This is a genomic window from Sphingomonas sp. MS122 (assembly GCF_049532975.1).
Classification (GTDB): Bacteria; Pseudomonadota; Alphaproteobacteria; order Sphingomonadales; family Sphingomonadaceae; genus Sphingomonas.
In genome coordinates this window covers 460936-485931 of sequence record NZ_CP186695.1, presented here as the reverse complement: position 1 = coordinate 485931, position 24996 = coordinate 460936, and the positions used below count along the sequence as shown (strand labels likewise).

The window sequence follows — 24996 nt, the reverse complement described above, 5'->3', positions numbered from 1 at the left end:
ACAGGGGCTTGACGCCACCCTGCAACCGCATAGCCTCCCGCATTGGACCTGGCCGGGGGCGGTCGGGTCAAAGCAGGGGACCGCCATGAAATTCGCTCGTCACCAGCGGCGCGTGCGCGCATCGCTTCTTCTTTCGGCCGGCCTGGGCCTGGCGCTGACCGCGCCGGGCGTCGCCAGCGCGCAATCGCTGAACGCGGCAGACGCCGTCGACAGCGCGCATACGACCGTCCGCCTCACCGACCTGGTCGAGGCGCCGCATTCAGGCGGGCAACCGGTCAGCGTGACGACCGCCGCGCAAACCGGCTTCGTGTCGCCCGCCGAGGTGATCGAGACCCCCAACATCACGATCAACAACAACCTCACCCCGACCGAGGCGCGCGATCCGAACCTCATCACCGGCATCGGCCAAGTCATCACCGATTCCGGCGGCGGCTTCGTCGGCCTGTGCACGGGCACGCTGATCAATCCGCGCACCATCCTGTTCGCGGCGCACTGCGTGAACACGCGCGCCGCGACCGCCTATGGCGCCGGATCGGGCGGCGTCGGCATCGGCGTCGGCTTCGAGAACAACACGCGCGCCAATGCCGCGGGCCAGACCGACGAGCTCGTCCGCTGGCTGCTCGGCGGTACCGGCGGCGCCGGCCGCTACCAGACCAACCAGGCCCAGGCCTTCTACAATATCAGCCAGGTCTTCTACGATCCGCGCTCGCAGGCGCCGGCGTCGTGCACCAGCCCGACCTCGTGCTTCCTCGAGGCGGACGTCGCCACCGCGGTGCTCGATACTCCGACCCGCAACATCCCGACCTGGGCGCTGCTGTTCTCGCCGCTCCCGACGCCGGGCAGCATCAATACGGCGACCGGCACCGGCTATCATGTCGAGATGCAGGGCTATGGCAGCTTCGGCACCGGTACGACCGGGGCCGCCTCGGGCAGCGATTTCCGCCGCCGCGCCGCCGAGAACATGCTCGGTGCGCTGGTCTCGCTCAACAACCGCAACCTGTTCCTGTTCGGCACCACCGGCACGCCGTCGCGGCCGCAGGCGCTCTATTTCCTCGACTTCGACGATCCCCGCCGCGGACAGGCCGGCGCCGACCCGGAGGATTTCAACGGCTTCCGCGACAATGCACTGCCGCGCGAGGGCCTGACCGGGCCGGGCGATTCGGGCGGCCCGCTGATCCTCGACCGCGCCTTCTCGAAGCCGGTGGTGATCGGCACGCTCTCGGGCGGCTCGACCTTCTTCGGCGGGCAGCCCGGCGGCAGCTATGGCACGCAGAGCTTCTACCAGCCGCTGTTCCTCTATTGGGATTGGATCGTCGCCAACAATCCCTATCGCTACGTCACCGCGGTGGCGGGCAACCGGAACTGGGAAGACCAGACCGCCTGGGTGACCGAGCTCGATCCGAACTTCCAGATCATCGTCAACGGCCAGCTCGTCAACGGCCTGCCGACCAACCTGGGCGGCGCCCTCGGCACCGCGCCCGAGTTCGGCGAGCTGTGTTTCCAGTCGCCGAGCAGCTCCGCCAATCCCGCGACCAACGAGTGCGTGAACATCGCCACCGGTCAGGTGCGCGACAACGTGCCCAATGGCGCGACCGAGACGAGCGCGCCGCTGGTCGCGGATATCACCGGCAATTCCGGCCTGACCATGCCGGTCGAGACCGCGCAGGCCGACCCGGGCTATTCGGACACGGTGCGCCCGGCGCCGACGATCGCCAATGGCCTGCCCGGCGCGACCAACTTCACGCCGAACAATGTCGACGGCGTGCGCGCGACGGGGCAGATGGGGCGCTATTATGACGTCACGCTGCGCAACACCGGCGTGGTCACGCTGAACTCGTCGGTCACGATCGACCGTTTCTCGATCATGGGCGCGACCTCGCAGCTCAACATCGCCAGCGGCGCCTCGCTCAACAGCCTGATCGAGATCCGTCAGCTCACCGGCACGATCCAGAACAACGGCACACTCACCTCGCCGGGTGACTATCTGCTGCTCTCGGGCCTGCTGACCGGCAACGGCACCGTGCGCGCGCCGTTCACCACCAGCGTGATGGGCAGCATCGCGCCGGGCACGCTGACCACCACCGGCACGCTGACCTTCCAGGGCAATCTCGTCCTGTCGTCGGGATCGAACTATCTGGTCGATGTCGGCGCCAATGGGGTGTCGGACCGGATCGTGCTCGCCGCCACCACGTTCAACGGCACCACGCCGACCAACGGCCTGGCGACGCTCGGCGGCAACGTGACGTTGTCATTCTCGCCGACCACGCTGCGCGGCGGCAACAGCTACACGATCCTGACCGCGCAGGGCGGCGTCACCGGCACGTTCAACGCGCCGACTGCGCTCAGCGCGATCCTGACGCCGAAGCTCAGCTACACCGCCAACTCGGTCGTGCTGAACATCATCACCGGCAGCTATGCCAATGTCGTCTCGCCCAGCGACACGATCGGCTACACCTACGCGCTGTTGCTCGACGCCAACCGCCCCAATGCGGCGATGTTCGACGCGCTCTACGGCCCGCTCGACCTGCAGAACGCGGCGACGATCCGCTCGACGCTGGCGAGCCTCGCCCCGGCCACCGAGTCGACGGTGCAGACGCTGGGCCTGGCGGTGGTGGATTCGAACTCGAACTTCATCCGCACTCGCCTCCAGGGCCTCGACCCAGCGAATCTCGGCGGGACGCTGGCGCATTATGGCCGACCGGTGCAGGTCGCGGCGCTCGGCCTGTCGCCGAACGGCGCCAACACCATCGCCAGCGACATGGCCGCACCGACAATGCTCCAGGAAGGCGCGCTGCCCGACAATATGAGCGGCTTCATCTCCGGTGGCTATCTCTCCGGTGACGGCCGCGCGATGACCGGGATCGGCGGGCGTGACGATTTCGACGGCTGGTATGTCGGCGGCGGCATCGAGGTCGCGGCGGGCGACAACGGTCTGATCGGCTTTGCGTTGAGCTATACCGACCTCGAGGGCACGCCCTCGTTCGGCGGTCAGACGGTCAAGAACGAAGCCTTCCAGGGCACGCTCTATGCCAAGATGGCGAGCCCCGGCGGCCTCACGGTCGACGGCCAGGTGACCGCCGGCGCGATCACCTCGCGCAGCGAGCGATCGGTCAATTTCCTCGGCACGCCGCTCAGGCTGCGCGCCTCGGACTCGGCGCTGGTGCTCAGCTCCGAGCTTGGCCTCGGTATGGACCTGGGCGGCGGATCGATCGAGATCACCCCGCGCATCGCCGGCCGCGCCACGCATATCGGCTTCGGCAGCGCGGTGGAGAGCGGAGGGCCAGTGGCGCTCAACCTGCGCCGTCATGCCTTCACCAGCTATCAGGGCCGGGCGGGCGTCACCTTCGGTGCCAAGTCGTCGAAGGTGCGGCCGTTCGTCACCGGCACCTATGTCCACGAGTTCGCGGACCAGCCGGACGTCGTCGACGCCTATCTGGTGGGGGGCACGCGGGGTGTGCTGTTCGCACTGAACGGCGAGGACAAGGACTGGGGCGAGATCAGCGGCGGGCTGACGCTCAAGGCGGGCTCGGTCGACCTGTCGATCGCGGCAGACACCACGATCGAGCGGACCGACCTGTCGGTGCAGACCTATCGCGGATCGGTCACCTTCCGCTTCTGACCGGGCGACCGCGGAACGAAGAGGCCGTCCCTTCGGGGGCGGCCTTTTTCGTTGGTGTCACCCGACCGGCGGCGACAGCGGCTGGTCCGGTGTCGCCCCCATGATACGCGCGATCGTCTCGATCTCGACGCCGGCGATGCGGATCTCGTTGAATGAGGGCGGGCTCTCGCGCACGCGTTCGGACAGGGTTCCGGCGCCGATAAGCCGCACCGTGCCGCCGCCGCTCGGGTGCCGGACGTCAAACGGATCGTGGACATGGCCGGTCAGCACTGCGTCCGCCCCGGCCTGCGACAGCGCCGCGAGCGCGCGCCGCCCGCCGCGCGTGCGCGAGGTGCTGCGCGTCCCGGCCTCGACCAGCGGGTGGTGGCAGGCGATCAGGATGCGATGCCCCTGCGGCGCCGCCTCGACCAGCGCCAGCGCCTCCTGCAGCGCGCGCGTGCTGACATGGCCCTTCGACCAGTTGAGCCGCCACTGGAAGCGCGCGGTGGTCTTGAGCGGGACGATCGTCACCCCTTGGAGGTCGAGCGGCCGCTCGATCATCCGCTCGAGCGCGCGATAGCGGCGATAAGGCGTGAAGAAGCGCGCCCACAGGTTGAAATAGGGCAGGTCGTGATTGCCGACCTCGACGGTGACCGGGCGGCCCAGCCCCTCCAGCCACTTCGCCGCCGCCTCGAACTCGTGCGAGCGCGCGCGCATGGTGAGATCGCCGGTCATCACTACCGCATCAGGCTGCTCGTCGCGAACCAGTCCCGCGAACCAGTCGAGCGCGGCGGGGTCCTCCGCGCCGAAATGTATGTCGCTGACGTGGAACAGGCGGGTCACGCGGCATCCGCCCGCGTGGCGATGAAGGCTGGCCCCGTCGCGCCGCCGGTGACCTCGGCATTGGGCGCGAGCGTCACCGGCTCGCCGTCGAACAGCGCCAGCACCGGGCGGCGGCGCAGCACGCGCAACCGCTCGGCGTGCCGATCGGTCACCGCGCGCGCGGCGACCCAGTCTCCGGTCAGCCAGTTCCAGCCGAGCTCGGCGATCGAGGCCCAGTCGCGCGCATCGATCGCCGCGACCTCCAGGCCGTTCGCGCCCGGGGCGACGAACACCGCCTGATAGCGGCCGCGCATCCCGGGCACGCCGGCGACGCGGATGCCCTTGCCGAAGGTACGCCGCCACGCGGTGCGCATCGCGCCCAGCACGCGCGCCACGCGTCCGTTGCGCGCCGCCTCCCGCGCGCGCGCCCAGTGCGCAGCGGGACCCAGAATCAGGCCGACGAACGCGCGGTGCGGTCCGGCCTCGACATAGGGCAAGGCGACCCTGCGCCCGCCATCATGCGCGGCGTGGATGATGGCGGCGGGGTCGGCGTCGCCGTGCAGCGCCTTGGCGAGCAGGTTCATCGTCCCGCCGGGCAGGATCAGAAAGGCGCCGTCCCAATCCGCCAGCGCGCACAGCGCCGCGTTGATCGTGCCGTCCCCGGCGAACAGGACGACGGTGTCGATCTTCGCCGCCGCCAGCTCGTCCTGGCCGGGGATATCCGCATCCGGGAATTCGGTCCGCCCGGCGAGTACGAGTCCGCGTGCCTCGAACACCGCCTCCAGCGCCTCGCATTTCTCGCGCGTCGCCGATCCCGAATGCGGATTCGTGATGAACCATAGCCGCTCCATGCCTCCTGCTAACGCACGAGCATGGATATTGCCTCATCCGGCGCTAGCTCCCCAGATAGTGCCGCTGGGCGGCGTCCGTTGCGTTGACCGCCAGCACGCTGTGCTGCTCGACGCGCCGCGACCGTCCGCGCCGGTCGCTTGCCGCATCGAGCACACGATCGAGCAGCGCCTGGCCCTCGTGCCACCAGCCGAGCTCGCTGTCGGCGTTGAGATGGCCTTGCGGTCCGGCGTCGACGAACACGCTGCCCCAGTCGGCGGCGAGGTTGCGGGCATGGTCGATATGCACCCACGGATCGTCGGTGCTCGCGACCAGGATCGAGGGGAAGGGCAGCGGCTTGGCCGGGGAGGGAGCGAAGGCGCGCAATGCATGGTGCGAGCCGGTGTCGACGTCGGCCGGCGCGACGAGCAGCGCGCCCGCCACCGGCCAGCCATAGGGCTGCCCTGCGAGCTCGGCCCACCAGGCGACGGCGAGGCAGCCCAGGCTGTGCGCGGCGAGCACCACCGGCGCCTGCGCCTCGCGGATCGCCTGATCGAGCTTGGTCACCCAGCTGTTGCGGTGTGGGGTGTTCCACATGCCGAGCTCCACCCGGCGGGTATCGGGACGCGAATTCTCCCACAGGCTCTGCCAGTGCGAGGGGCCCGAGCCGCCCAGGCCCGGAACGGTCAGGACGATCGGCGAATTCACGTCATGCGGCGAGAAGATGGACATGGCCATGTCTCCATATGACGGCTCCATGGCGGCGACCTTATTCCTATCTTTTGGATAGGCAATAAAGCTTGCGTTGGGTGGCCCCAAGCGTGCGGCGATCCGCCGGGGCGAACGCGGGGGTCAGGCGGGAACGTAGCGCAGCCTGAGCACATCCTCGCCGATGCGGTCATGGGCGATGAGGCGCAGCGGCGGCCGGGGTCCGGCGAAATAGGGCGCGCCGCGGCCGAGCACGACCGGGTGCAGGTAGATACGATACTCGTCGATCAGCCCGAGTTCGGTGAGGCTTCGCGCCAGGTTCGGGCCGGCAACCTCGATCTCCCCGCGATGCTCGGCCTTCAGCTTGCGGATCGCGCCGTCGAGATTCTCCCCCACAAGCGTGGCGTTGGGACCGACCGTCTTCAGCGAGCGCGAGACGACCCATTTCGGCTGGCGCCGCCACGCCGCCGCAAAGGCCCGTTCATCCGCGCCCCATTCGGCATGATCGTCATCCCAGTAGCGCATGAGCCCGTACATCACGCGGCCGTACACGCTGCCCGCCTGTCCCCGTGCTTCCTCGACGAAGTGGCGGAACAGCGCGGGGCTTGGTCCAAACTCCATATGGTCGACATAGCCGTCCAGCGACTGGTTCATTCCGAACACGAGCTTGGCCATGCCGTCTCCTCTCCCCATGCCCCGATGCTTAGCTGCCCGAAAAATTTCACGTCGCTTTAGTGGTTTTCCCGCGCCGGCGCATCCGGCCTGTCGAACGGTCCAGCATTCATGACGGGCCGCGTCTTCAGGGGAACCGCAAATGTCGCTGCTTCGTCACGCCCTTCTGGGCGCAACCATGCTCACCTCCGCCTCGCTGTTCATCGCTCCGGCCCGTGCGCAGCAGGCGGCGGCGGCCGAGCAGCAGACGGTCAGCCTCAACATTCCCGCCCAGGATCTCGGCGCGGCGCTCAACGAGTTCGGGCGGCAGGCGGGCATCAGCATCGCCTTTCCGGTCGAAGTGGTGTCGCGGCGCACGAGTCCGGCGCTGCGCGGCCGCTATACCCGCACCGAAGCCGCGCGGCGGCTGGTCTCCGGAACGGGTCTGCGTGTGACCGAATCCGCGCCTGGCTCGCTCGTCCTGGTGCAGGGCGCGCAGACCTCCGGTACGACGCAGACGGACTCCCCAGCCGAAGCGCCCACCGAGGAGGTGGTCGTCAACGGCTTTCGCGAGGGGCTGGCGGAGGCGCGCGAGGTCGAGCGCAAGGCCGACAATCTGGTCAACGTCCTGTCGGCGGACGATGTCGGCAAGCTGCCCGACACCAACATCGCCGAAGCGCTGCGACGGCTCCCGTCGGTCTATCTGATCCGCGATCAGGGCGAGGGTCGCTACGTCTCGATCCGCGGCGCCGATCCGATCCTCAACAATGTCACGATGAACGGCCAGACCATCGCGGTGTCGGACACCGATGGCGAGTCGGGCCGCGCGGCGCCGCTCGACGTGCTGAGCTCGAGCGCGCTGTCGCGGGTCGAGATCAACAAGGTGACGCTGCCGTACATGGACGGCCAGTCGATCGGCGGCACGGTCAACATCGTGACCCCGACCGGCTTCGACTATAAGGACACCTATCTGAACGTCGCGGCCGAAGCCGGCTATAACGACCTCGGCAAGGACAACCGGATCTTCGCCGGCAATGTCGCCTTCGCCCACAAGTTCTTCAACGACACGCTCGCGGTGTTCGCGAGCGGCGAATATTGGTTCAAGCAATATACGTCGCAGATCTATACGACCTCATCGCCTCAGACCGCGGCGGGATTCCCGACGGACTATTATTTCCCGACCAGCGTGGTGCTCGCCCAGTCGATCGGCGAGAAGCATCGCTATGGCGGCTCGGTGAACGTCGAATACCGCCCGGACGAGGCCACGCGGGCATGGCTGCGCTATTATTTCACCCAGTATGACGACGACCGCACGCGCCCGCAGATCACGATCCGCGGGCTCCAGGGCCGGGCGGTCCCCGCGCCCGCGGTGCGGCGACCGATCCTCAACCCGACCTCCCTGACCGAGTTCGGCTATGCCGGCTACCGTGCGCAGATGGAGAACCGCGTCGAGGTCCAGCAGCGGCCGGTGCACCAGCTCGTCCTCGGCGGCGAGAAGCGCTTCGGCAGCGCCTGGACCGTCCAGGCCAACCTCAACTACACCACCGCCAAGGAGCTCAACCCCTATCAGCGCTATTTCGAATCGATCACCGACACGCTCGGCGCGCTGCCGAGCGAGAGCCCGGCGATCACCTTCGCGTTCGACGAGCGCGGCATCGCGAGGCCGACCGGGTTCAACACCGCGCTCGGCAACGGCCTGACCTTCCTCGATCCCGGCTTCAACCGCGTCTTCCGCCTGCGCGGCGTCACCTCGACGGTGATCGAGGAGACCTGGACCGGCAATCTCGACGTGACCTGGGACGGCGAGCTGGGCGGCCACGAGCTGCAGCTGCGCGCCGGCGGCAAGTTCATCCTGCGCGACAAGTCGGTCGACGACAGCGACTATCGCTACCAGTTCACCGGCCCGGTGACGACGCTGGCCGGGTTCGACGGCCTCTACCTCAACTTCGCGGACGGCCGCGGCGAGCCGTACGAGCCGATCCCCGGCCTCAGCCTGATCGCACCCAACCGCGCCGGCTACGAAGCCTTCTTCGCCGCGCATCCGGAATATTTCACCTACGACGCGGTGAGCGCGGCGGCCAATTCGATGGAGAATGACTACCGGCTCGATGAGAACATCTATGCCGGCTATGCGATGCTCGATTTCCATGTCACGCCATCGTTCAGCGTGATCGCCGGCGCGCGCGTCGAGCATACCGATTCCGACATCTTCGCGCAGGGGTTCGTCGCGTCGGTCACCTCCAACCCCGGCATCCCGGCGGGCCGCTCGCGCCTTGGCGAGGTGCCGTTCAAGACCAGCGACATCATCGATATCTCGCGCCGCCATAGCTACACCAACGTGCTGCCGGCGCTGGTGGCGCGGTGGGACATCGGCAAGAACTGGCTGCTGCGCGGATCGGTGACGACCAATATCGGCCGGCCCGATTATACCGACATCGCGCCGATCTCGACGGTCGTGGTGAGCGAATCCTACGATGCCGCCAACGACGTCGTGAACCTCAATGCCTCGGTCGAGATCGGCAATCCCGACCTCCAGCCTTACAAGGGCCTGAACTTCGACGCGTCGCTCGACTATTATTTCCCGAACAAGTCCGGCTCGGTGTCGATCGGCGGCTTCTACAAGCGCATCGACAATGCCGTGTACAGCATCGTCAACGAGTTCCGGGATCATGAATTCCAGGGCGTGACCTACGACTCCTATGTCGAGGAAACCGTCGCCAACGCCGACCCGGGCCATATCAAGGGCATCGAGATCAGCGTGCAGAAGGACTTTGTCGAGCTGCCCGCGCCGTTCGACGGCTTCGGCGTCTATGCCAATGCCGCGTTCATCGACTCCGAGGTGGAGATCGACATCCCCGGCCGCCCGAACGGCCGCGTGCCCTTCTTCAACCAGGCGGACCGGATCTACAACGCGCAGCTCTATTACGAGCGGGGCGGGTTCGCCGGGCGCGTCGCCTATTCCTATCAGGGCCCGGCGACCGGCAGCGCGTTCGGGGCGAACCCCGACCTCGACAATTACCGCGCCGCGCGCGAGACGGTCGACGCGCAGCTCAGCTACACCTTCGCGGGCGACCTCAAGATCTCGCTGACCGGCTCGAACCTGACCGCGCCGGCGAACGTCAACTACCGCAACCACGACAAGTTCTTTATCTCCAGCTCCGAGATTTTCGGGCGGGAGTTCCGCCTGTCGGTCTCGAAGCGCTTCTAGGTCCACGCGGGAGGGTGCCGCGTCGCCCTCCCGCATTCGTTCGGGCAGGCCCATGAAAAACTCTCGCCGCAGCTTCCTCGCCAGCGCCGCCGCCGCCGGCGTCGCCACGCAGTTCCCCGCCTGGGCCGAGCCCAATCCCGACGGCACGCCGCGCCTCATGCTCGGGCCGATGGTGGGCGCGGTCACGCAGACCAGCGTGCCGATCTGGATGCAGCTCTCCGGCGACTATTTCGACGCGGTGGTCGAATACACCACCGATCCCGTGGCCGGCCCGTGGAAGCGCACGCCGCCGCGACGCGCGCGGGCGGAGGACAATTACACGCTGGTGATCCGCATCGAGGGGCTGCAGCCCGACACGGTCTATCACTATCGCGTGCTCTCCAGCGGCAAGCAGGACAAGTATCTGCGCGACCGCCTGCCGCCGCAGGTCCGCACCGCGCCCGCGGCGCCGGCGCGCTTCCGCGTCGCCTTCGGCTCGTGCGCGCGCGTCCAGAACGACCCCGAGCAGCCGATCTGGCGCGCGGTCGCGCAATATCGCCCGGACCTGTTCTTCTGGCTCGGCGACAACATCTACGGCGATTCGATTACCCCCGCGACGCTGGTCAGCGAGTATCAGCGGCAGCGCTTCGTGCCGTCGTTCCAGCCGGTCGGGCGCAACGTGCCGCAGCTCGCGATCTGGGACGATCACGATTACGGGCTCGACAATTACGACCGCACCAACCCGATCCGGCGCGAGGCGCTGGCGATCTTCCGGCAATTCTGGGCCAATCCCTCGGCGGGCCTGCCCGACACGCCGGGCGTGTTCTTCGACTATTCCTATGGCGGGGTGGACTTCATCTTCCTCGACGACCGCTATCATCGCGCGCCCGACGCCGACCCGGACACGCCGGACAAGGAGTTCCTGGGCAAGGGCCAGTTCGAGTGGCTCAAGGCGCGGCTGCTGGCCAGCCGCGCGCCGTTCAAGCTGCTGTCGTGCGGGAGCGGCTGGTCGCGCTTCAAGGGGCCCGGGGGCGACAGCTGGTCGGCCTATCAGCACGAGCGTACGCGCCTGTTCGACTTCATCCGCGACGAGAAGATCAGCGGCGTGGTGCTGCTGTCGGGCGACACGCACTTCCCCTATGTCGCCTGCGCACCCTGGTCCGAGCGCGGGGGGTACGACTTTTACGACCTGGTGAGCTCGGCGCTCGCCCAGGCCCTCGCCGAATCGGCCGACGGGATCGAGGCGCGCATCGCCGCCATGGTCCCGGACCGCATGATCCGCCCGCCCCTGCTGGGGATCAACAATGCCGGGATCCTCGACTTCGACCTGACCGGCGGCACGCCGATGCTGAGCTTCAACGTGATCGATGCGCGCGGCAAGCAGCTCTACGATCCGGTGACGCTGCGCGCGGACGAGCTGGTCAACGGGGTCTCCTCGTGGCGCGGCAAGCTCGGACGCGGCTGAGCGATTGGCGCGCCCGGCAGGATTCGAACCTGCGGCCCCAAGCTTAGAAGGCTCGTGCTCTATCCAGCTGAGCTACGGGCGCGCGCTGGCGATGCGTTAGCGCGGATTGCGCGGGCGGGGAACCGGCATCATAGTCCGCGGCCTCGAGCAGGGGAGTGGCGATGGACGGCGAAGCGGCACCGGTGCGGATCAATGCAGGCCAGGTCGCGGGCGGGCATTTCCGCTATTACGACTATGTGATGGCGGCGTTCGTCGCGATCCTGCTGCTCTCCAACGTGCTCGGCGCCGGCAAGGTCGCGCAGGTCTGGCTGCCCTTCTGGGAGACGTGGTGGCCGTTCGGCGCGGGGATCCTGTTCTTCCCGCTCTCCTATGTCCTCGGCGACGTGCTGACCGAGGTCTATGGCTATGCCCGCGCGCGGCGGGTGATCTGGGCGGGGTTCGTCGCGACCCTGTTCATGGCGTTCATGGCCTGGGTGGTGGTCGCGCTGCCGCCCGCGCCCGACTGGACCAACCAGGCGGCGTACGAGACGATCTTCGGCCAGGTGCCGCGCATCGTCTTCGCCTCGGTCATCGCCTTCTGGGCGGGGGAATTCGTCAATTCCTTCGTGCTCGCCAAGATGAAGCTGTGGACCAAGGGCAGGCACCTGTGGTCGCGCACGATCGGCTCGACCTTCGCCGGGCAGGGGGTGGACAGCCTGATTTTCTACCCGCTCGCCTTCTGGGGCGCGCAGGGCTGGACCAACGATCTTGTGCTCAAGGTGCTGGTCACCCAATGGGTGCTCAAGGTGAGCTGGGAAGTGCTGCTCACGCCCGTCACCTATGCCGTGGTCGGCTTCCTCAAGCGGCGCGAGGGCGTGGACGTGTATGACGAGGGCACCGACTTCACCCCTTTCCGCACGCGGGTCTGAATGAACGACAGCATCTTCCAGGCGGCCAAGCTATGGCTGGTCGATCATACCGGCCTCGCCAAGGACGCGCTGCACGTCCACATCGCGCTCGCGCTGTTCCTCGGCAGCTGCCTGCTGCTGCGCTGGCCGCTGCGCAGCTGGAAGCCGTGGCTGCTGGTGCTCGTCGCGGCGATCGCGGGCGAGGCGTGGGACATCCGGGATTCGCTCGCCTCCGGTTATCCCTTGATGCCCGCGGCCAACTGGCAGGACGTGTGGAACGCGATGGTCTGGCCGAGCGCGATCCTGCTGCTCGCCCGCACCACCAAATTGTTCCAGACCCGCGCATCGAGATAACCATATAGGTATTTTTACACGGGAGTCCAGGGGTCGCGGGCGCCGGCGGCAGTGTCCGCTTACGGTGGGGAAAGTGGAACAAGTCGGTGACGATGTTGGCTTTCGCGCGAAACGCGCGTCCGCGTTGCGGTGGGAAGGTGGAACATCGCCACGCCCGGCGCATCCGTCCGCGCGAGCGCGAGTCCGCGTCGCGGGGTGGAAACGGTCGAGCCGGCTTGCCGGGCGGCGTGCTCAGGCGACCGCTTCGAGCAGCCCTTCGAACAGGCGGCGGCCGTCGGTGCCGCCATGCGCGGCCTCGATCTTGCGCTCGGGGTGGGGCATCATGCCGAGCACATTGCCCCCGGCGTTGACGATGCCCGCGATCTGGCGCGCCGAGCCGTTGACGTCCTCGCCATAGCGGAAGACGATGCGGCCCTCGCCCTCGAGCCGGTCGAGCGTCTCGGCGTCGGCGAAGTAATTGCCGTCGTGATGCGCCACCGGGACCGACAGCGTCTCGCCCGCGGCATAGCGGCTGGTGAAGATCGTCTGGCTGTTGTCGACGGTCAGCGCGACGTCGCGGCACACGAAGTTGAGCCCCTCGTTGCGCATCAGCGCGCCCGGCAGCAGCCCGGTCTCGGTCAGCACCTGGAAGCCGTTGCACACGCCGATCACCGGCGTGCCGCGCCCGGCCGCCTCGACCACCGCGCACACCACCGGCGAGCGCGCCGCGATCGCGCCGCAGCGGAGATAGTCGCCATAGGAGAAGCCGCCCGGCAGCGCGATCAGCCCGAGGCCGTCGGGCAGCTCGCTCTCGCCGTGCCACACCATGTGCGGCCTGGTGCCGGTGACGCTCTCCAGCGCGACGGCGAGGTCGCGGTCGCAGTTGGAGCCGGGAAAGACGATGACCGCGGTCTTCATGGCTTTTCGATCCGGTAGTTCTCGATCACGGTGTTGGCGAGCAGCTTCTGGCACATCGCGTCGATGTCGGCGTCGCTGGTGCCGTCGGCCACGTCGAGCTCGATCAGCTTGCCGACGCGGACCTCGCCCACGCCCGAGAAACCGAGCGAGCCCAGCGCATGCTCGATCGCCTTGCCCTGCGGGTCGAGCACGCCGTTCTTGAGGGTGACGACGATGCGCAGCTTCATATGTTGCCTCCGGGGATTTGCCGCGCCCTATGGGCCGCGCGAGGCGCGGGTTCAAGCCCGGTGTTCGGCTTCGCCGAACCGGCACCGGCCCACTCCCCCACCCGGCCACCCATAGAATACACTTGCGTTGGGTGGCCGGGTGGGGGAGAGGGCCGGTGCCGCCCCAACAGAAACGCAAGGCTTCATCGGTCATTTACCGTGCGCTGCGACACTCGGCTCCGCCGAGTCGCGGCCATGGGGGCGCCGACGCGGGGGAGTGCGTGTAATGGCGTTTCTGGCGATCGTGATGTTCGTCGTGCTGGTGGCGTTCGGCCGCGACTATTTCGGCTGGAGCGACCCCGGCGGCATGGTGACGATGGCGCTGATCTGCTCGTTCGTGTTCGGGATCATCGCAGGGATGAAGGCGCGGGGGTAGGGGGAAGCGGTCACAGCGGGACCCCGGCCCGAGGCCGGGGTGACGAGAGGCTGCGGCCGGCCGCCCTACTTTCCCCGGCGCTTGCGGTGCGTCTCGAGGTCGAGCACCGCCGAGTCCGCGCCCTCGGGCAGCAGGCCGAGGCGGCGGGCGACTTCCTGATAGGCCTCGACCTCGCCGCCGAGATCGCGGCGGAAGCGGTCCTTGTCGAGCTTCTCGCCCGAGACGATGTCCCACAGCCGGCAGCCGTCGGGGCTGATCTCGTCCGCCAGGATGATCCGGGCATAGTCATTGTCCCAGATCCGCCCGAACTCGAGCTTGAAGTCGACCAGACGGATGCCGATCCCGGCGAACAGGCCCGACATGAAGTCGTTCACGCGGATCGCCATGTCGGCCATGTCGTGCAGCTCGTCCTGGGTCGCCCAGCCGAAGCACAGGATATGCTCGTCGGTGACCATCGGATCGCCGAGCGCATCGTCCTTGAAATAATATTCGATGATCGTGCGGGGCAGCTGCGTGCCTTCCTCGATCCCGAGCTTCTTCGACAGCGAGCCGGCGACGACGTTGCGCACCACGACCTCGATCGGGACGATCTCGACCTGACGGATCAGCTGCTCGCGCATGTTGAGGCGGCGGATGAAGTGCGTGGGGATGCCGATCCCGCCGAGCAGGGTGAAGATGTGCTCGCTGATGCGGTTGTTGAGCACGCCCTTGCCGCTGATCGTGCCCTTCTTCTGGGCGTTGAACGCGGTCGCATCGTCCTTGAAATACTGGATCAGCGTGCCGGGCTCGGGGCCTTCGTAGAGGATCTTAGCCTTGCCCTCGTAGATCTGGCGGCGGCGTGCCATGCGCGGGAGTCCTTTAGAAACACGGTGCCCCGGCGGCGCGTAGGTCGCGCAGCGCCGGGGCTTCAACGCGGGGCCTATATCGGAAGCGGCCCCTGCGCGCAATCAATCGCTGGCCGTGGTTTCCGCCGGCTTGGGACGGCGCGCGCGCTGGCGGAAGCGGCGCCAGACGAGCAGGCCGATCAGCGCCACCAGAGCCGGCGGGCCGAGCACCGCGATCGCGCCGAGAACGAAGGCGAGCGTCGCCTGCGCCGAGGCGGCGAGCAGGTCGAGCGAGCTGGTGAGCGGCGCCCCCGCATCGAACCCGCGCACCGCGCGGCCCGAGCGATAGTCGAAGGTCATCGGCGTATTGGCGAGCGACTCGCGCTGCTCGCCGGTCGCGGCGCGCCCCGCCTCGAGGCGCTGAGTGATCCCGGCGCGCTGGGTCTGCAGCTCGACGCGCTCGCTGGCGGGCAGGTTGGTGCGCGCGAGCTCGCGGTCGATGCGGGCGAGCTCCTCGGTCAGGCGGGCGCGCTCGGCGGCAAGGCGGCTGATCTCGGCGCCGGCATCGGTGCCGGTGATCTCGGCATCGATCAGCGTGCCCTCCGCCTTCTGGATCGCGGCGATTCCTTCCTTGCCGAACTGGCGGGCGAGCGTGGGGTCGAGCTTGAAGGCGAGCATCGCCGTTACCCGGTCCTCGCCGAGCAGCTGGTAGCGCATGCCGGTGATGCGGCAGCGCGCGATCCCGAGCTTCTCGCACGCCGCGGCATGATCCTCCTGCGCGGCGGCGACCCGCGCGGCGGGCAGGCTGAAGGCATATCGATAATTGAACGCGACGCCCGGCGAGGCGGTGACGGCGATCCCGGCCGGCGCCCCGGCGGCATTCGTGGGCGCGCCGCCGCGATCCGCCGCCATCTCCGCGGGCGGCCGCACCTCGCTTGGCGCGTAGCTTTGTTCGGATGCGGATTCGCGCTCGCCTTGGGGCGCCGGGCCGCAGGCCGCGATCGTCGATGCCAGAACCAGAAGTGCCGAACCTGATGTCCACCGCATGGGTGCAACTCCTCTCCAAGGACGTCCGTTCGTCGCTCAAGATGCACGATTCGTCGTGCATTGATAGAACATCACATTAGAGGGTGTTCGGCAATGCCTCTTTTCGGCCACATTTGATATTGGTGGAATCGTACCAGAAATCAGGTGGTTGACGTGGCTGATGGCGCGCTCAGCCGATGCAATAGTTGCGCTTGCGCGCCTCTTCGCTCTTGTCGGGCGCGAACCAGGCGGTGAGGCGTCGCGCGGCCTTGACCGCGGCGTCGCGGAGGCGCCGGAGACCGCGATCGATCCCGTCGCTCAACACCTGGTGATTCTCCGCCCAGTAGCGGTCGTCCAATTCGTTGCGCATCGCCCTGCTCCATCTCAGCCGCCGGATTGCGGTGCGCTCCAAATGGGAGAAACCGTTGCGCGGGACCAACAAAAGGATCGACGCGATTCATCATCTGTGCTTATGAATACGCATGCGCAACCTGCCCCCGCTCGCTGCCGTCCGCGTGTTCGAGGCGGCGGCGCGCCGCGGCAACTTCACGCGCGCCGCCGAGGAGCTGGGGATGACCCAGGCGGCGGTCAGCAACCAGGTGAAGCTGCTCGAGGCGCGGCTCGGCATTCCGTTGTTCCGAAAGGAGGGGCGGGGGGTCGTGCTGACGCCGCTGGGCGAGCGGATCGCGCCGCAGGTGAGCGCGGCGTTCGACGGGCTCGCCGAAGCCTTTGCCGCGGCGCGGGCGGAGGATGATTCGGTCATCACCATCTCCGCCCCCACCACGTTCGCGGCGAACTGGCTGGCGGCGCGGCTGGGCGGCTTCCAGGTCTCCCGGCCCGACCTCGCGGTGCGCGTGCGGGTGTCGGACGCGGTGGTGGACCTTGCCGCCGGCGACGCCGACGTCGCGATCCGCGGCGCACCGGGCCCGTGGCCGGGAATGGTCTCCCACTTCCTGATGCGGATGCCGTTCACGGTGCTGGCGAGCCCCGCCTTCCTCGCCAGGCATCCGCCGATCCGCACGCCCGCCGACCTGCTGCACCTGCCGCGCGTGTCGCCCGACGACCGCTGGTGGCAGCTGTGGTTCGACACCGTGCTCGACGACAAGGTCGAGATTTCGCAGCCCGGGATCGGCTTCGAATCGCAGGTGCACATGGGCAGCGCGGCGATCGCCGGGCATGGCCTGGCGGTGCTGTCGCCGGCGATGTGGCTGCCGGCGCTCGCCACGGGGCAGCTGGTGCAGGTGCTGCCGTACACCGTCTACTACCGGAACAGCTTCTGGCTGGTCTATCCCGAGAGCAAGCGCCACACGCCCAAGATCCGCGCGTTCCGCGACTGGCTGCTGGCCGAGGTGCGCGCCTCGCTGGGGGACGATCCCTACAGCGCGCTGGTGCCGCCGCCGGCGTAAGGGACTCTCGCAAGGCTGCGATCGCCCTGCTATCGCCCGCGGATGTCCACCGACCTTTCCGATCCTTTCGACCAGATCGTCGATGCCCCGTTCGATAGCGCGCTGAGCGAGCGTTACCTCGTCTATGCGATGTCGACGATCACCGCGCGATCGCTGCCCGACGTGCGCGACGGCCTCAAGCCGGTGCACCGGCGCCTGCTGTGGGCGATGCGGCTGCTGCGGCTCGATCCGAGCCAGGGCTACAAGAAATGCGCGCGCGTGGTCGGCGACGTGATCGGCAAATACCATCCGCATGGCGACCAGTCGGTCTACGATGCGATGGTGCGCCTCGCGCAGACCTTCGCGCTGCGCTACCCGCTGGTCGACGGGCAGGGCAATTTCGGCAACATCGACGGCGATAACGCCGCCGCCTATCGCTACACCGAGGCGCGGCTGACCCAGGTCGCGATCGACCTGATGGACGGGCTCGACGAGGATTCGGTCGACTTCAAGCCGACCTACAACGGCGAGGAGAACGAGCCCGAGCTGTTCCCCGGGCTGTTCCCCAATTTGCTCGCCAATGGCGCGAGCGGGATCGCGGTGGGGATGGCGACGAGCATCCCGCCGCACAACGCCGCCGAGCTGATCGACGCGGCGATCCTGCTGATCGACCAGCCCAGGGCCGAGGACGCGGCGGTGCTCGAACTGGTCAAGGGGCCGGACTTCCCGACCGGCGGCATCGTCGTCGACAGCCCGGCGGCGATCGCCGAGGCCTATGCCACCGGACGCGGCAGCTTCCGCGTGCGCGCCAAATGGGCGCTGGAGGACCAGGGGCGCGGGACGTGGCAGATCGTCGTCAGCGAAATCCCCTATGGCATCCAGAAGGGCAAGCTGATCGAGCAGATCGCCGCGCTGATCAACGACAAGAAGCTGCCGATCCTGGCGGACGTGCGCGACGAATCCGATGCCGAGATCCGCATCGTGCTCGAGCCGCGCGCGCGCACCGTCGATCCCGAGACGCTGATCGAGAGCCTGTTCCGCCTCTCCGACCTCGAGACGCGGGTGCCGCTCAACCTCAACGTGCTCGACCACACGCGCACGCCGCGGGTGATGAGCCTGCGCCAGGCGCTCTCCGCATGGGTCGATCACCAGTTCATCGTGCTGCAGCGGCGCTCCACGCACCGGCTGCAGAAGATCGCCGACCGGATGGAGCTGCTCGACGGCTATATCATCGCCTTCCTCAACCTCGACCGCATGATCCAGATCATCCGCACCGAGGACGAGCCCAAGCCGGTGATGATGGCCGAGTTCGAGCTGACCGACCGCCAGGCCGAGGCGATCCTCAACATGCGGCTGCGCGCGTTGCGCAAGCTCGAGGAGATGGAGCTGCGCAAGGAGCGCGAAGCGCTGGCCAAGGAGCAGGCCGAGCTCGAGGCGCTGCTGGCGAGCGACGCGCGGCAGCGCACGCGGATGAAGCGCGACCTCGGCAAGATCCGCGAGCGCTACGGCCCCGAGACCGCGCTGGGCGCGCGCCGCACGCTGGTCGCCGAGGCGGCGCCGGCGCGCGAGATCCCGCTCGAGGCGATGATCGAGCGCGAGCCGATCACGGTGATCCTGTCGCAGCGCGGCTGGATCCGCGCGATGAAGGGGCATGTCGAGCTGGCCGGCGCCGAGACGCTCAAGTTCAAGGAAGGCGACGGGCCGTTCCTCGCCTTCCACGCGCAGACCACCGACAAGCTGCTGCTCGCGGCGGAGAATGGCCGCTTCTACACGCTGGCGGGCGACCGGCTGCCGGGCGGACGCGGGTTCGGCGAGCCGGTGCGGCTGATGATCGACCTCGACGGCGGGACCGGGATCGTCGGGCTGCTGCCGGCGAGTGCGGCGGCGAAGCTGATGGTCGCGGCGAGCGACGGGCGCGGCTTCCTGGTCAGGACCGAGGACGTGATCGCCGAGACGCGCAAGGGCAAGCAGGTGGTGACGCCGCGGCCCGGCGCGGTGCTCAAGCTGGTCAAGCCGGTCAAGCCCGAGGACGATTATGTCGCGGCGATCGGCGACAACCGCAAGCTGGTGGTGTTCCCGCTCAGCGAGCTCGCCGAGCTGGCGCGCGGGCAGGGCGTGCAGCTGCAGCGCTATCGAGACGGCGGGCTCAGCGATGCGGTCACCTTCCGCTTCGCCGACGGGCTGTCCTGGCGGATGGGGGGCGAGCAGGGACGGATGCGGACCGAGACAGATCTGGCCTCGTGGCGCGCGGCGCGCGGGGCGGCGGGACGGATGCCGCCGATGGGCTTTCCGCGCGACAACCGGTTCTGAATCGGGTGTTTTTGCGCGCCGCCTTTAGCGGCTCTTAACCAAATCGCGGTAGCCCCGCGGCGTGATGCTGATGTCCCGCCGAAGCAAGGACAAGACCGTTCAGGCCCCGATCCCGGTCGAGGGCGACGACGCGCGCCGCCTTGGACCGAGCAGCGCGGCGCAGGTCCTCAACATGCTCCCCGTGCCCGCGGCGGTGGTCGAGTGGCGGGACGGGCGGTTCGCGTTCGAGGCGGTCAACCGCCCCTTCCGCATCGCCGGCCTCGGCACCGTCGCCGACCAGTCGCCGCTGATCCGCCTGCTCGGCGACAAGATCGTCGCCTTCGTCGAATCCGACGCGACCGAGCAGGAGATGAGCTGGGAGCTGGGCGACGCGGTCGACTCCCGCTGCTTCCGCGTCAAGTTCGCGCGGCGCCCCGCGGAGAAGGCGAGCGGCCGTTGCCTGGTGACGCTGATCGACCATACTTCCGAGCTTCGCACCGAGCGCAGCCTGCGGCGCGAGATGCTCAGCGACAGCCTGACCGGCCTGCCCAACCGCTCGGGTTTCGCCGAACAGCTGGAAGAGGAGATCGCGCGGGGCGGGATGGAGGGGTTTGCGGTGCTGGTCATCAACCTCGACCGGTTCAGCCGCGTGAATGCCTGTTTGGGCGGCCTTTCGGGCGACGAATTGCTGATTTCGGTGGCGCGGCGCGTGAAGGGGGCGCTGCGCGCGCATGACGTGCTGGCGCGCACTGGCGGCGACGAGTTCGCGATCCAGCTCGCGCTGGACGAGGGCGCGAGCGACGCGCTCCACGTCGCCAAGCGCATCCAGAACGCGCTGACCACGCCGTTCCGGCTGTCCGACTTCGAAATCCGGGTCGACTGCTCGATCGGCATCGCCATCGGCGACGAGACGGTCGACGAGGCCGAGGACCTGATCCGCCACGCGCAGTTCGCGATGAAGCGCGCGAAGAAGAGCGGGCGCACCGAAATCTACCACAGTCAGGCGTTCGATCTCGCCCGCCAGCAATTCGGCATCGAGACCGAGCTCCGGCGCGCGATCGACAATGGTGCGCTGTCGCTCAACTTCCAGCCGATCTGCGATCTCGCGACCGGGCGCATCGTCTCGTTCGAAGCGCTCGCGCGCTGGATCACCGAGAGCGGGGAGGCGGTGCCGCCAACCGAGTTCATCCCGGTCGCCGAGGAATCGGGGCTGATCGTCCCGCTCGGTCGCTGGGCGATGCACGAGGCCGCGCGCACCGTCGCACAATGGGATGCGGCGGCGGGGGGCGATTGCGGGGTCAACGTCGCGGTCAACCTGTCGGCGATCCAGCTGCAGCGCGACCAGATCGCGCCGATGGTCGAGGCCGCGCTGGCCGCGAACGGGATCGACGGGCGCCGCATCACGCTCGAGCTGACCGAGAGCGCGCTGGTCACCGACCCCGACCATATCGCGCGCACGATGCAGGCGCTGAAGGCGCTCGGCACGACGCTGGCGATGGACGATTTCGGCACCGGCTATTCGAACCTCGCCTATCTCCAGAAGCTGCCGATCGATGTGCTCAAGATCGACCGCAGCTTCGTCACGGGGATGCTCGCCGACCGCGACAAGATCGCGATCGTGCGCGCGATCCTGAGCCTGGCGCAGGCGCTGGGGATGCGCACCACGGCGGAGGGCATCGAGACCAACGAGCTCGGCCAGACGCTCGCCGCGCTCGGCTGCACCTATGGCCAGGGCTATCTCTATGCGCGCCCGCTGGCGCCGGACGACGCCTATGCGCTGCTGTCGCGCGACAGCAATTCGGCGACCACCGCGTCGGCGAGCTGAGCGACGCGCGCCGCGTCGGGGAAGCCCTCGGCGATCCAGCGGTCCTCGACCCGGCGTAACGCCCTGGCGACGTCGGGACCCTTCGACAGGCCGCGCTCGATCAGCGCGCCGCCGGTGAGCGGGAGGCGCGGCGGCGCCCAGCCGGCCGCATCGCGCGCGCCCGCAGCGTTCCCCGCCAGCAGCAGCCGGTCGGCGGCGCGCCCGGGGCCGAGGCGATAAGCTAGCGGCAACGGGCCCTCGGCCAGATCGGACTGGATCGCGCTCGCCAGCGCTTGGCGCTCGGCGTTGGAGAGCTTGAGCCGCGCGCCCGCCGCGTCGTTGACCGCGGGGTCGGACGGCAGCACGGCGGCGAGGCGGCGGACGGCCTCGGCCGGCAGGCCGGCTTCGGCTTCGTGCGCCGCGAGCGCGGCGAGGCGCTCGATCCCCGCAAGATCGATCTCGGGCAGCACGGGCTTGAGGATCGCGCGCTCGACCATCAGCCGCATCACGCGCACCGCATCGGCGGCGACGAGCAGCTTGAGCAGCTCGTCGCGGATGCGCTCGCGCGACAGGGCCATGAGGTCGTTGGCGCGCGCGGTGCAGGCGTCGAGCGCGGCCGGGTCGGGGGTGTCGCCGAAGCGGGCGAGGAAGCGGAAGAAGCGCAGGATGCGCAGATGGTCCTCGGCGATGCGCTGCAGCGGATCGCCGATGAAGCGGATATGCCGCGCGTCCAGATCGGCGAGCCCGCCGAAATAGTCGAAGATCTCGCCGCCCGCCGGGTCGGCATAGAGCGCGTTGATCGTGAAGTCGCGCCGCGCCGCGTCCTCGCGCCAGTCGTCGGTGAAGGCGACGGTGGCGCGGCGGCCGTCGGTCGAGACGTCGCGGCGCAGGGTGGTCACCTCGACCACGGTGCCGCTGCTCACCGCGGTGACGGTCCCGTGGGCGATGCCGGTGGGGACGACCTTGATCCCCGCGCGCTGGAGCAGCTCGACCACGCGCTCGGGGGCATGGGTCGTGGCGAGGTCGACATCGGTGACCTCGATCCCGAGCAGCGTGTCGCGCACCGCGCCGCCGACATAGCGCGCGGTGCCCGGCCCCAGCGCGGCGGCGAGGCGGTCGAGGCCGGGGCGGTGCCGCCACGGGGCGTCGGGCAGGATCAGGCGGTCCATCAACTCGTCCATCTCAGGCGCCGCGACAGGTTGACGAGCATCGCCGCGGTCGCCCCCCAGATGCGGTGGCCCTGCCACGCGATCTCGAAATAATGCCGGTCGCGGCCCTGCCATTCGACGCTGGTCTCGACATGGTTGGCGGGATCGAGCACGAAATCGAGCGGTACCTCGAACACTGCGGCGACCTCCTCGGGCTGCGGGACGAAGCGCAGGCCGGGGGCGATCACGCCGACCACGGGCTGGACCTCGAATCCGGTGACGGTGCGGTAGCGATCGGCGAGGCCGACCAGCTCGACCGCTTCGGGGGCGAGCCCGATCTCCTCGCGCGCCTCGCGCAGCGCCGCGGCGGTGGCGTCGGCGTCGGCGGCGTCGATGCGGCCGCCGGGAAAGGCGATCTGGCCGGCATGGCGGCGGAGGGAATCGGTGCGCTGGGTCAGGATCACCCCGGGCGCGGGGCGATCGGTGACGGCGACGAGCACGGCGGCGGGGGTGGGCACGCCGTCGGCCTGGGCGGGGTCGTCGCGCAAGTCGCCGGCAAGCAGCACCGGCGCCTCGTCATGCTCGGCCGCGAGCGCGGCGCGCAGGCGTTCGGCCAGGGTGTGGGCGGCAGGCGTCACGCCGGCTCGACCGGGAAGAAGGCGCCGCGGCTCCAGATGCCCGGCGGTTCCGAGCCATTGCCGAGCGCGAGCGTGGCGAGCTCGTAATAGACCGGCCGCGCGATCAGCGCCTCGAGCCCGGCGCGGACGTGAAGATAGGGGTGCGGGCCGTCCTCGCGCGCCTCGAAGCGGATCGGATGATCGGGGCCGGCGGGGACGAGATCGCCGGTGTTGAGCCGGAAGGCGATCTCCGCCGCGGCGCCGTCGCCCTCGACCTTCATCTCGACCGCGACGAAGGGCGCGTCCTCGACATCGATGTCGAGCTTCTCGACGGGAGTGACCAGCACGTAGCCGCCATCGGGCTCGCGGCGCAGGATGGTCGAGAACAGCCGCACCATCGCCGGGCGGCCGATCGGCGAGCCCTGGTGATACCAGGTGCCGTCGCGCGCGATGCGCATGTCGCTGTACCCGCAATGTTCGGGGTTCCAGCTCGCCACCGGGGGCAGCTTCTGCGCCTCGGCCAGCCGCGCGATCTCGGCGAGCGAGAGGCTGGCGAGATCGGGCTGCGGCGTCATCGGCATCGTCCGATGCCGTTAGGCGCTTTTGATCGCCCCGGTAAAGACCCGTGCCCGCCGGCCGACCATCCCGGCACGATCCGGCGCCGCGCCGCCCCGCGCGAGCAGGCGCCGCGCTTCGAACGGACCGGGCAGGCGCCATTGCCCGGTGGCGGCCGCGTCGAAGCCGAACTGGGCGTAATATTCGGGGTCGCCGACCAGCATCAGCGCGTCGCCGCCCGCGACGCCGCCGGCCTCCGCCACGCGAATCGCCTGCCACATCAGCGCGCGGCCGATCCCGACATTCTGCCGATCGGGCGAGACCGCGACGGGGCCGACCATGATCATGGGAACCTCGCCGCCGGCATCGCAGGCGAGCGCGACGGGCCAGCACTGGATGCTGCCGACCAGCGCGCCGTGCTCGAGCGCGGCGAAGCTCATCTCGGGGATCGGCGCCGTCCCCGCGCGCACGCGATAGGCGGTGCGCATGTGCCGGTCCGCGCCGAACGCCGCGTCGAGCAGCGCTTCGACCGCATCGGCGGGCGCATCGGCGAGCGGCACCAGATCGAACACGCGGCAAATCTCCAGCACGCCCGGGGGTGGACGCCGGGGGCGCGCGCCTTTAGCCGCCATTGGCGACGGACTCAAAGCGATTCCGAAAGGAGGCCCGCGATGAAGCTCTACGACGCGCCCTGGGCGCCGAGCCCGCGCCGCGTGCGCATCTTCCTGGCGGAGAAGGGCCTGGAGGTGCCGTGCGAGGCGATCGACCTGCGCAGCGGCGAGCATCTCGGCGACGCCTATCTGCGCATCAACCCGCGCGGCGCGGTCCCCGCGCTCGAGCTCGACGATGGCGAGGTGCTGTGCGAATCGGCGGCGATCTGCCGCTATTTCGAGGCGCTGCATCCAGCGCCGCCGCTGTTCGGCACGACTCCGCTCGAGATCGGGCGGATCGAGAGCTGGACCCGGCGGATCGAGGGCGACGGCTATGCCGCAGCGGTCTATGTGCTGCGCAACACCGTGCCTGCGTTCAAGGACCGGGCGATCCCCGGCGCGGGGCTTCCCGCCGCCCAGATCCCCGAGCTCGCCGCGCGCGGGACGCTGATGTGGGAAGGCTTTGTCGAGGCGCTCGACGCGCGGCTGGCCGACCGCGAATGGATCGCAAGCGACGGCTACAGCTTCGCCGACATCACCGCGCTGGTGACGATCGATTTCGCGCGCGCGGCGAAGCTGACGCCGTCCGCGCAGCTGACGCATCTGCGCCGCTGGCATGAAGCGGCCTCGGCGCGGCCCAGCGCGGGCGCGTAGGGAAG

23 protein-coding genes and 1 tRNA gene are annotated in these 24996 nt (G+C 69.1%); 10 read left to right on the top strand and 14 right to left on the bottom strand.

Translation table 11 applies throughout. The annotated features are described in order from the left end of the window. Positions 1-85 precede the first annotated feature (85 nt). Positions 86-3619, top strand: a complete 3534-nt coding sequence (locus ACO227_RS02290; RefSeq protein WP_423604949.1) for an autotransporter domain-containing protein — start codon at positions 86-88, stop codon at positions 3617-3619. Positions 3620-3676: 57 nt separating this feature from the next. Here ACO227_RS02290 and ACO227_RS02285 read toward each other — a convergent pair whose 3' ends face one another. The 4 genes from ACO227_RS02285 to ACO227_RS02270 all read right to left on the bottom strand — a co-directional run bounded on the left by ACO227_RS02285 (position 3677) and on the right by ACO227_RS02270 (position 6631). Beyond that, positions 3677-4441, bottom strand: coding sequence for a metallophosphoesterase family protein (locus ACO227_RS02285; protein WP_423604947.1), 765 nt, complete (start codon positions 4439-4441; stop codon positions 3677-3679). Next, positions 4438-5271, bottom strand: coding sequence for a diacylglycerol/lipid kinase family protein (locus ACO227_RS02280; protein ID WP_423604946.1), 834 nt, complete (start codon positions 5269-5271; stop codon positions 4438-4440). The genes ACO227_RS02285 and ACO227_RS02280 overlap by 4 nt, the downstream gene beginning before the upstream one ends. Before the next feature lie 43 nt (positions 5272-5314). Further along, the gene (locus tag ACO227_RS02275) at positions 5315-5980 is read right to left on the bottom strand and encodes an RBBP9/YdeN family alpha/beta hydrolase (RefSeq protein ID WP_423604944.1); all 666 of its coding nucleotides are present in this window, start codon (positions 5978-5980) and stop codon (positions 5315-5317) included. 120 nt (positions 5981-6100) lie between these two features. After that, positions 6101-6631, bottom strand: coding sequence for a dihydrofolate reductase family protein (locus ACO227_RS02270; RefSeq protein ID WP_423604943.1), 531 nt, complete (start codon positions 6629-6631; stop codon positions 6101-6103). Between the two features lie 139 nt (positions 6632-6770). On the opposite strand from ACO227_RS02270, the gene ACO227_RS02265 reads away from it, so the two are divergent. After that, entirely contained in the window at positions 6771-9815 is a 3045-nt protein-coding gene (locus tag ACO227_RS02265; protein ID WP_423604941.1) for a TonB-dependent receptor, read from the top strand. Between the two features lie 52 nt (positions 9816-9867). Beyond that, on the top strand, positions 9868-11259 hold the full coding sequence (locus ACO227_RS02260) for an alkaline phosphatase D family protein (RefSeq protein WP_423604939.1): 1392 nt from the start codon (positions 9868-9870) through the stop codon (positions 11257-11259). A 5-nt stretch (positions 11260-11264) separates the two neighbouring features. Here ACO227_RS02260 and ACO227_RS02255 read toward each other — a convergent pair. Beyond that, positions 11265-11341: transfer RNA gene (locus tag ACO227_RS02255), tRNA-Arg, on the bottom strand. Positions 11342-11420: 79 nt separating this feature from the next. On the opposite strand from ACO227_RS02255, the gene ACO227_RS02250 reads away from it, so the two are divergent. Continuing rightward, positions 11421-12167, top strand: coding sequence for a queuosine precursor transporter (locus tag ACO227_RS02250; protein ID WP_423604938.1), 747 nt, complete (start codon positions 11421-11423; stop codon positions 12165-12167). After that, entirely contained in the window at positions 12168-12500 is a 333-nt protein-coding gene (locus ACO227_RS02245) for a hypothetical protein (protein WP_423604936.1), read from the top strand. 231 nt (positions 12501-12731) lie between these two features. Here the strand turns inward: ACO227_RS02245 and purQ are convergent, their stop codons facing one another. Then, a complete protein-coding gene (purQ, locus tag ACO227_RS02240; RefSeq protein ID WP_423604935.1) occupies positions 12732-13397 on the bottom strand; it encodes a phosphoribosylformylglycinamidine synthase subunit PurQ in 666 nt (221 codons plus the stop codon). After that, positions 13394-13624 carry a phosphoribosylformylglycinamidine synthase subunit PurS gene (gene purS, locus ACO227_RS02235; RefSeq protein ID WP_423604933.1) on the bottom strand — a complete coding sequence of 77 codons (231 nt, stop codon included), beginning with the start codon at positions 13622-13624 and terminating at the stop codon, positions 13394-13396. Before purS ends, purQ begins: the two co-directional genes overlap by 4 nt. Before the next feature lie 265 nt (positions 13625-13889). Between purS and ACO227_RS02230 the strand changes: the two genes are divergently transcribed. Then, complete coding sequence (locus ACO227_RS02230) at positions 13890-14039, top strand: hypothetical protein (protein ID WP_423604931.1); 150 nt, start codon at positions 13890-13892, stop codon at positions 14037-14039. Between the two features lie 65 nt (positions 14040-14104). Here the strand turns inward: ACO227_RS02230 and purC are convergent, their stop codons facing one another. The 3 genes from purC to ACO227_RS02215 form a co-directional block, all read right to left on the bottom strand. After that, positions 14105-14884 carry a phosphoribosylaminoimidazolesuccinocarboxamide synthase gene (gene purC, locus ACO227_RS02225; RefSeq protein ID WP_423604930.1) on the bottom strand — a complete coding sequence of 260 codons (780 nt, stop codon included), beginning with the start codon at positions 14882-14884 and terminating at the stop codon, positions 14105-14107. A 102-nt stretch (positions 14885-14986) separates the two neighbouring features. Next, positions 14987-15910, bottom strand: coding sequence for a hypothetical protein (locus tag ACO227_RS02220; RefSeq protein ID WP_423604928.1), 924 nt, complete (start codon positions 15908-15910; stop codon positions 14987-14989). A gap of 169 nt (positions 15911-16079) precedes the next feature. Further along, positions 16080-16259, bottom strand: a complete 180-nt coding sequence (locus tag ACO227_RS02215; protein WP_423604926.1) for a hypothetical protein — start codon at positions 16257-16259, stop codon at positions 16080-16082. A 112-nt stretch (positions 16260-16371) separates the two neighbouring features. On the opposite strand from ACO227_RS02215, the gene ACO227_RS02210 reads away from it, so the two are divergent. From ACO227_RS02210 to ACO227_RS02200, 3 genes are all read left to right on the top strand, one after another. Continuing rightward, a complete protein-coding gene (locus ACO227_RS02210; protein WP_423604924.1) occupies positions 16372-17295 on the top strand; it encodes a LysR substrate-binding domain-containing protein in 924 nt (307 codons plus the stop codon). A 42-nt stretch (positions 17296-17337) separates the two neighbouring features. Beyond that, positions 17338-19584 carry a DNA topoisomerase IV subunit A gene (gene parC, locus ACO227_RS02205; protein ID WP_423604922.1) on the top strand — a complete coding sequence of 749 codons (2247 nt, stop codon included), beginning with the start codon at positions 17338-17340 and terminating at the stop codon, positions 19582-19584. A 70-nt stretch (positions 19585-19654) separates the two neighbouring features. Next, positions 19655-21388: a putative bifunctional diguanylate cyclase/phosphodiesterase gene (locus tag ACO227_RS02200; RefSeq protein WP_423604920.1), complete on the top strand. Its 1734-nt coding sequence runs from the start codon at positions 19655-19657 to the stop codon at positions 21386-21388. Here the strand turns inward: ACO227_RS02200 and ACO227_RS02195 are convergent. The 4 genes from ACO227_RS02195 to ACO227_RS02180 are packed head-to-tail and all read right to left on the bottom strand — an operon-like array spanning position 21334 to position 24259. Then, positions 21334-22536, bottom strand: coding sequence for a CCA tRNA nucleotidyltransferase (locus ACO227_RS02195; protein WP_423607435.1), 1203 nt, complete (start codon positions 22534-22536; stop codon positions 21334-21336). The genes ACO227_RS02200 and ACO227_RS02195 overlap by 55 nt on opposite strands. Then, on the bottom strand, positions 22536-23153 hold the full coding sequence (locus ACO227_RS02190) for a CoA pyrophosphatase (protein WP_423604918.1): 618 nt from the start codon (positions 23151-23153) through the stop codon (positions 22536-22538). The genes ACO227_RS02195 and ACO227_RS02190 overlap by 1 nt, the downstream gene beginning before the upstream one ends. Further along, positions 23150-23713 (bottom strand): DUF1285 domain-containing protein, encoded by a 564-nt coding sequence (locus ACO227_RS02185; protein ID WP_423604916.1) that lies wholly within the window; start codon positions 23711-23713, stop codon positions 23150-23152. The genes ACO227_RS02190 and ACO227_RS02185 overlap by 4 nt, the downstream gene beginning before the upstream one ends. Before the next feature lie 12 nt (positions 23714-23725). Then, complete coding sequence (locus ACO227_RS02180) at positions 23726-24259, bottom strand: GNAT family N-acetyltransferase (protein WP_423604914.1); 534 nt, start codon at positions 24257-24259, stop codon at positions 23726-23728. Between the two features lie 99 nt (positions 24260-24358). Between ACO227_RS02180 and ACO227_RS02175 the strand changes: the two genes are divergently transcribed. Continuing rightward, on the top strand, positions 24359-24991 hold the full coding sequence (locus ACO227_RS02175; RefSeq protein ID WP_423604912.1) for a glutathione S-transferase family protein: 633 nt from the start codon (positions 24359-24361) through the stop codon (positions 24989-24991). The last annotated feature ends 5 nt before the right edge of the window (positions 24992-24996 follow it).

Excerpts from the sequence above, each read along its gene's own strand:
- ACO227_RS02270 (WP_423604943.1), bottom strand. The coding sequence starts at position 6,631 with ATGGCCAAGCTCGTGTTCGGAATGAACCAGTCGCTGGACGGCTATGTC.
- parC (WP_423604922.1), top strand. The coding sequence starts at position 17,338 with ATGTCCACCGACCTTTCCGATCCTTTCGACCAGATCGTCGATGCCCCG.
- ACO227_RS02275 (WP_423604944.1), bottom strand. The coding sequence starts at position 5,980 with ATGTCCATCTTCTCGCCGCATGACGTGAATTCGCCGATCGTCCTGACC.
- purQ (WP_423604935.1), bottom strand. The coding sequence starts at position 13,397 with ATGAAGACCGCGGTCATCGTCTTTCCCGGCTCCAACTGCGACCGCGAC.
- ACO227_RS02290 (WP_423604949.1), top strand. The coding sequence starts at position 86 with ATGAAATTCGCTCGTCACCAGCGGCGCGTGCGCGCATCGCTTCTTCTT.
- ACO227_RS02260 (WP_423604939.1), top strand. The coding sequence starts at position 9,868 with ATGAAAAACTCTCGCCGCAGCTTCCTCGCCAGCGCCGCCGCCGCCGGC.
- ACO227_RS02200 (WP_423604920.1), top strand. The coding sequence starts at position 19,655 with ATGTCCCGCCGAAGCAAGGACAAGACCGTTCAGGCCCCGATCCCGGTC.
- ACO227_RS02230 (WP_423604931.1), top strand. The coding sequence starts at position 13,890 with ATGGCGTTTCTGGCGATCGTGATGTTCGTCGTGCTGGTGGCGTTCGGC.
- ACO227_RS02250 (WP_423604938.1), top strand. The coding sequence starts at position 11,421 with ATGGACGGCGAAGCGGCACCGGTGCGGATCAATGCAGGCCAGGTCGCG.
- ACO227_RS02185 (WP_423604916.1), bottom strand. The coding sequence starts at position 23,713 with ATGCCGATGACGCCGCAGCCCGATCTCGCCAGCCTCTCGCTCGCCGAG.
- ACO227_RS02175 (WP_423604912.1), top strand. The coding sequence starts at position 24,359 with ATGAAGCTCTACGACGCGCCCTGGGCGCCGAGCCCGCGCCGCGTGCGC.
- ACO227_RS02215 (WP_423604926.1), bottom strand. The coding sequence starts at position 16,259 with ATGCGCAACGAATTGGACGACCGCTACTGGGCGGAGAATCACCAGGTG.
- ACO227_RS02280 (WP_423604946.1), bottom strand. The coding sequence starts at position 5,271 with ATGGAGCGGCTATGGTTCATCACGAATCCGCATTCGGGATCGGCGACG.
- ACO227_RS02265 (WP_423604941.1), top strand. The coding sequence starts at position 6,771 with ATGTCGCTGCTTCGTCACGCCCTTCTGGGCGCAACCATGCTCACCTCC.
- ACO227_RS02210 (WP_423604924.1), top strand. The coding sequence starts at position 16,372 with ATGCGCAACCTGCCCCCGCTCGCTGCCGTCCGCGTGTTCGAGGCGGCG.
- purC (WP_423604930.1), bottom strand. The coding sequence starts at position 14,884 with ATGGCACGCCGCCGCCAGATCTACGAGGGCAAGGCTAAGATCCTCTAC.
- ACO227_RS02195 (WP_423607435.1), bottom strand. The coding sequence starts at position 22,536 with ATGGACCGCCTGATCCTGCCCGACGCCCCGTGGCGGCACCGCCCCGGC.
- ACO227_RS02220 (WP_423604928.1), bottom strand. The coding sequence starts at position 15,910 with ATGCGGTGGACATCAGGTTCGGCACTTCTGGTTCTGGCATCGACGATC.
- purS (WP_423604933.1), bottom strand. The coding sequence starts at position 13,624 with ATGAAGCTGCGCATCGTCGTCACCCTCAAGAACGGCGTGCTCGACCCG.
- ACO227_RS02245 (WP_423604936.1), top strand. The coding sequence starts at position 12,168 with ATGAACGACAGCATCTTCCAGGCGGCCAAGCTATGGCTGGTCGATCAT.